Source organism: Hydrocoleum sp. CS-953 (genome assembly GCF_002260545.1).
Taxonomy (GTDB): Bacteria; Cyanobacteriota; Cyanobacteriia; order Cyanobacteriales; family Microcoleaceae; genus Trichodesmium.
The window spans coordinates 1-5,149 of the sequence record NZ_LGSU01000871.1 but is presented as its reverse complement, the minus strand read 5'-3'; the positions used below and the strand labels follow the sequence as shown (position 1 = coordinate 5,149).

Annotated in this window: 3 protein-coding genes; 2 read left to right on the top strand and 1 reads right to left on the bottom strand. The window is 37.4% G+C overall.

From position 1 onward, the window contains the following. Positions 1-503 precede the first annotated feature (503 nt). A complete protein-coding gene (locus tag AFK68_RS11440; RefSeq protein WP_094672865.1) occupies positions 504-3,020 on the bottom strand; it encodes a 5'-nucleotidase C-terminal domain-containing protein in 2,517 nt (838 codons plus the stop codon). A gap of 174 nt (positions 3,021-3,194) precedes the next feature. Here AFK68_RS11440 and AFK68_RS11435 point away from each other — a divergent pair, with 174 nt between their 5' ends. Both AFK68_RS11435 and phnD read left to right on the top strand, forming a co-directional pair. Beyond that, on the top strand, positions 3,195-4,082 hold the full coding sequence (locus AFK68_RS11435; protein ID WP_094672863.1) for a phosphate/phosphite/phosphonate ABC transporter substrate-binding protein: 888 nt from the start codon (positions 3,195-3,197) through the stop codon (positions 4,080-4,082). Between the two features lie 346 nt (positions 4,083-4,428). After that, positions 4,429-5,149, top strand: a 721-nt coding sequence (gene phnD / locus AFK68_RS11430) for a phosphate/phosphite/phosphonate ABC transporter substrate-binding protein (RefSeq protein WP_094672861.1), incomplete at its 3' end; no start/stop codon positions are given.

Below are 5,149 nucleotides of genomic sequence, written 5' to 3'. Positions count from 1 at the left end.
ATATTTACCAAAATAATATAAATATGTATTTTCACAGATTTATTATTATTACAATAAAATTAATAAAATAGTGATGTGATAATACTGATGAGAATTATCTAAATATACGTTAAATGGCTTACTTTTTTGTAGTGGTTAAGTGAAATCACTTAAATGAATCCCGAAAGCTTTTTTTTGAGGAGAGGAAAATTAATTGATTTGTAGAGATAAAAATAAAGATGAAAAGTGGCAATATCTATTTTATAAAGGAGAAATATTGTTATGTGGCCTTGAGCGAAGCCAGAAGTCATAAGTCATAAGTCAAAAGTTATTTTTGTAACGGGTATTTTGAGCAACCCTTCAAAAACATTTCCCTGTCGAATCAATAAAATTGTAGGGGCAGGTTTTACCATTAATTTTGATGATGTTTTGGGGTGGGTTTATATGATTTGTTGTTGGGTATCACAATTAACTGATGAACCCACCCCTACGGGTTGATTTTTATTATGTACTGAAGCTACAACCTACCCTCTAAACACAAAATTATCAGCGTCAAGTGTAAGTCCAGCATCCAGAGTGACGAATAAACCGCCAGTACCTAACCCTGCACCATTACCATTCTGGTTATAGAATAGATTACCATTATTGGTATTGTAAACGATCGCCACATCGTTAATAGCAGCATCAGCATCACTGGTGACAGTACCAAATATTTCGTTAAAATTAGCTGCATCTCCAGGAATAGCAGTGAAAGTTGTTCTGTCTAGGAGAATAATATCCCGCTCCACATCAAAATCAGTAATGGTATCCTGACCTAAATCATCTTGACTATAAGCTCGATTTGTGTTAAAGATAAAACGGTCAATGCTAGCACCGCCAATCATCACGTCGTCTCCAGGACCACTATTGAGGCGATCGCGTCCCGGACCTCCCCTGAGAATATCGTCACCAGCACCACCCAATAAGCGATCGGCACCACGACCACCATTTAATATATCGTCATTACCACGACCAAACATTACGTCATTACCGCGACCACCAGCGATAGTATCCTCATCAGCAGTACCAACGAGGCGATCGTTAGTACGACCACCTCGAATAGTTAAGACTGTATCCTGACGCTCAGACAAATTTTGAATCCTTCTGTCTTGCTCTAGACCAACGTCTGTCCTGCGAAAAGTTGTACCACCAATGGGGAAGTTTTCTGACAGAAACTCAGCTAGTGCATCTTGTTCAGAACCGTTATCAGTGAAGCTAGCGTTGTTAGTTGCACCTGTTGGAAGAGGTTCATTTACCAACTCAACTGAATTTTCGCCAAATAGTGGGAAAGGATAATTATCGCCTCCACCTGCAAGGAAGTTGAGAGTCACCAGGCGAATTTCTCGGTCTGGGTTTCCAACTATTTCTCCATCGCGAACTACAACATCGGCGATCGCTCCATTTTCATCTGTAATTGCCAGACTCCTGATGCGCTCTCCATCTGTTTCAATAGCTGTAACATCTTCATTAAATTCGATGGCTTGTTGAGTGGCATCAAAACTGAAAGTAAGACCTCCCACCTGTGGAAACTGACCAGGAGTTGAAGTATCTGTAGTTGCTGCTACACCGTGTTCGAGAATTTGTTTGAGTTCTTCTGCTGTAACTGTTAGGAGAGTTAGTTCGTTATTGAAGCGGAGGGTATTCTCAATGTCTAGCTGAGAAATTTGCCCTTCTTGTTTACCTACAAATTCATTTCCAGCAGGTGGTAACTGCACTAAGTCATCGGAAGTACCGCCAGCAGGAATAAATGACTGACCTATGTTGTCGCGGATACCGCCACCATTTTTAATGGAAACTACTACATCAGATTCATATTCTTGGGCAATAAATAAATTTGCATCCGCCGTAAGATTTCCTAAATTAGTTTCTTCTGTGCGGACATTTCCTCTTGTACCGTTGAGGAATACATCTGTGGAACCGAAAATATTGCCGTCTCTGTCAGAAATATTGGCATTAATAGCATTTGTTACAGCTACCACTGTGGGATATGCTTCATCTTCTGGATCGACATCTTGCCCAAAAGCTCGGTCAACTCCTTCATCATCTGTAGCATAAGCACCACTTAAATCTTCATCAAAACTGGTAATAATACCATTTTCATCAAAGTCAGCGATGAGGCGACCAACATATCTGTAGTTACCGTCGGTATTGACAACTAATACAGGTTCGTTGCTAGCAGATGTAAATTCCAGGGGATATTGACCTTGACGTTGGTCTCCATCCCGAAGGATGTCGTCTTCTGTGGCCAGGAGAGTATTGGAACCACCTGCGATGATAACATCAACACCTTCCAGAAGTTCTGCTAATTCTTCTTCAATACTAATCTGCTGCATGTGTGCTAGCAGAATTACTTTATTAATACCTGTGGCAGTTAATTCATCTACTGTTTCTTGGATAATTTCAGATAAAGCTGCAATATCATCAGTGTCTGATGGGGAGACAACAACATCACCAGGAGAAGAAATGGAAGGTAAGGCAGGAGTAGTTGCGCCGATAATACCTACTTCTTCCCCATCTACTTCAATGACAACGCTACCGGAAATTGTATTAGGTTGGGGCGCTCCACCGTCTGCTACAACAAAACCAGCAAGGTTTTCATCAGGACTGAAGTCAAGGTTAGTGCTGAGATAGGGGAACTGAGTACCTAGAAAACCTTCGTTACCAATTCCTGGTCCTGTAATTTCAGGGTTTGCTGCAAGTAGGTTAGCAATGGTTCCTGTTCCTTGGTTAAATTCATGGTTACCAAAAGCAACTGCTTGAAACCCAAGAGCATTATTGATTAAAATATCACCAATTCCTGCTTCACCATAAAGTTCATTACTATCACTAGCATTAAAGAATGGTCCAGAAATATAAATGTCTCCAGAAGATAATTTTAAAGTATTCTCAAAATCATCCTCTAGAGCATTCATAACTGCAGAAAAATTAACCGCATCTTCTATTGCTTGAATACCTGCTTCTTGGTCAGCAGCATGAAGAATTTGTAGTTGAATTGGTTCCATGTATTTCGGTAAATTTTAAAATTTTTCTTGCTTATAATATCCTAAAAAAATTAAGTAATATTTAAAGAGAGTTTTTCATCAGGTTAAGGGTTGGTTAAAAAAACATATATTCTAGATAAATAATGTTATTATGTAATTAACTAATTCAGCTAAATTAGACTCACACACCAAGATATGAAACGGCGTAATTTTATTGGGTACATTTTACTATTTATTACCAGTTGTTCGGCAACAACAAATAATACTAATAACTCGGAAATAGCAAACAAACCAGAAATACTACGGTTTGCAGTAACAGATGTTGTTGGTGAGGAAAAGTTACCTGATTATGAGCCATTTCGTGCTGTTCTGGAAGAAGTATTAGGAACAAAAATTGAGTTTTTTCCAGTTGAGAGTTATATCACAGCTACAGCAGCTTTACAGTTGAATCAAGTAGATTTGGTATTAGCTGGGCCATCGGAATATGTTGTTATTAATGCTCGGACAAATGCAATACCTTTAATTGCAGTGACTCGCCCTAATTATTATTCTGTAATTGTAGTTAATGCTGATAGTCCCATTAAATCTGTTGCCCAACTGGAAGGTAAAACTATAGCGATGTCATATATCGGTTCTACAGGTGGTCATCTGGGGGTAACGAAACTACTGATGGAAGCAGGATTAGCTCCTAAGTCCGATCTGAAAATTATGATGTTGGGAGATGATGGTAGTCTAGAAAGTTTTAAACAAGGAAAGGTTGATGCGTGGGGAGGATCTACTTCAGACTATGATTTTCTCCTCAGAACGGAGAATGCATCAGAAAATGATTTTCCGATCATAGCTAAAACTGCTTTGTTACCTAGTGATGTAATTATTGTTAGTAATAAATTAGATTCTCAGGTAGTTGAAGAGTATAAAAATCTTATTGTTAATAATCAAGAACAATTAGTTGCAGCTTTGGCAGAGGGAAAATCTACAAAAAAATATAATACTTCTGAACTTGTAGTTGCTAATGATGCTGATTACGATTTGATTCGTGATGTTTATAAGGAGATTGGAGAAGGTGATTTAATCTCACAATAATCTATCGTTATTAGACTGTTTCAGCTAAAATTATGCCATATAATTGTCATTGCGTTTAGCGCAGCTTTGCGATAGCAAACGATAGTGTTTGCGGAGCATTCCGTTAGGAAAGCAATCTCTAATAAATTTTATATTGCAACATTTAAGATTAAAAAATCCATTATTCACAATTTACTTGTAATTTGAGTAACTCTCATTTCTAGAGTAAGTTAAACACAAAAATTATTAGGTCTGATTCAGGTAAAAAAATCTAAGTTTTAGAGAATAGGAAAAAGTTTAACAGGGGCATCAATATTATTTGTTATGTAACTCAGTAAATTAGCTAAATTTAGAGAGGAAAAAAAGCATGAAACGGCGTAATTTTATTGGGTATACTTTACTATTTATTACCAGTTGTTCTGCAACGACTAATAACTCGAAAATAGAGAATAAACCAGAAAAACTTCGATTTGCAGTAACGGATGTTGTTGAAGAAAGAAAATTAAAACGTGATTATGAAGCATTTCGTGCTGCTTTAGAAGAAGTATTAGCAACAAAAATTGAGTTTTTTCCAGTTGAGAGTTTTGCCATGGCCGCCGCTGCTTTACAGTTAAATCAAGTTGATTTGTTATTAGCAGGACCTTCAGAATATGTTGTTATTAATAGTCGGACAAATGCAATACCTCTGGTGGCAGTGACTCGCCCTAATTATCGTGCTGTAATTGCGGTTCCTGCTGATAGTCCAATTAAATCTGCTGCTCAACTAAAAGGTAAAACTTTAGCATTGTCAGATATTGGTTCTACGAGTGGTCATCTTGGACCGACAAAACTTTTGATGGAAGCAGGATTAGATCCTCAGTCCGATCTAAAAATTATGATGTTGGGAGATGATGGCAGTCTGGAAAATTTTAAACAAGGAAAGGTTGATGCTTGGGGAGGATCTGCTCTAGATTATCAAAATTTCCTCGACACTGAGGGTGTATCAGAAAATAATTTTCCAATTGTAGCTAAAACTGATTTGTTACCTAGTGATGTAATTATTATTAGTAATAAATTAGATTCTCAAGCAATTGAAGAGTATAAAAATC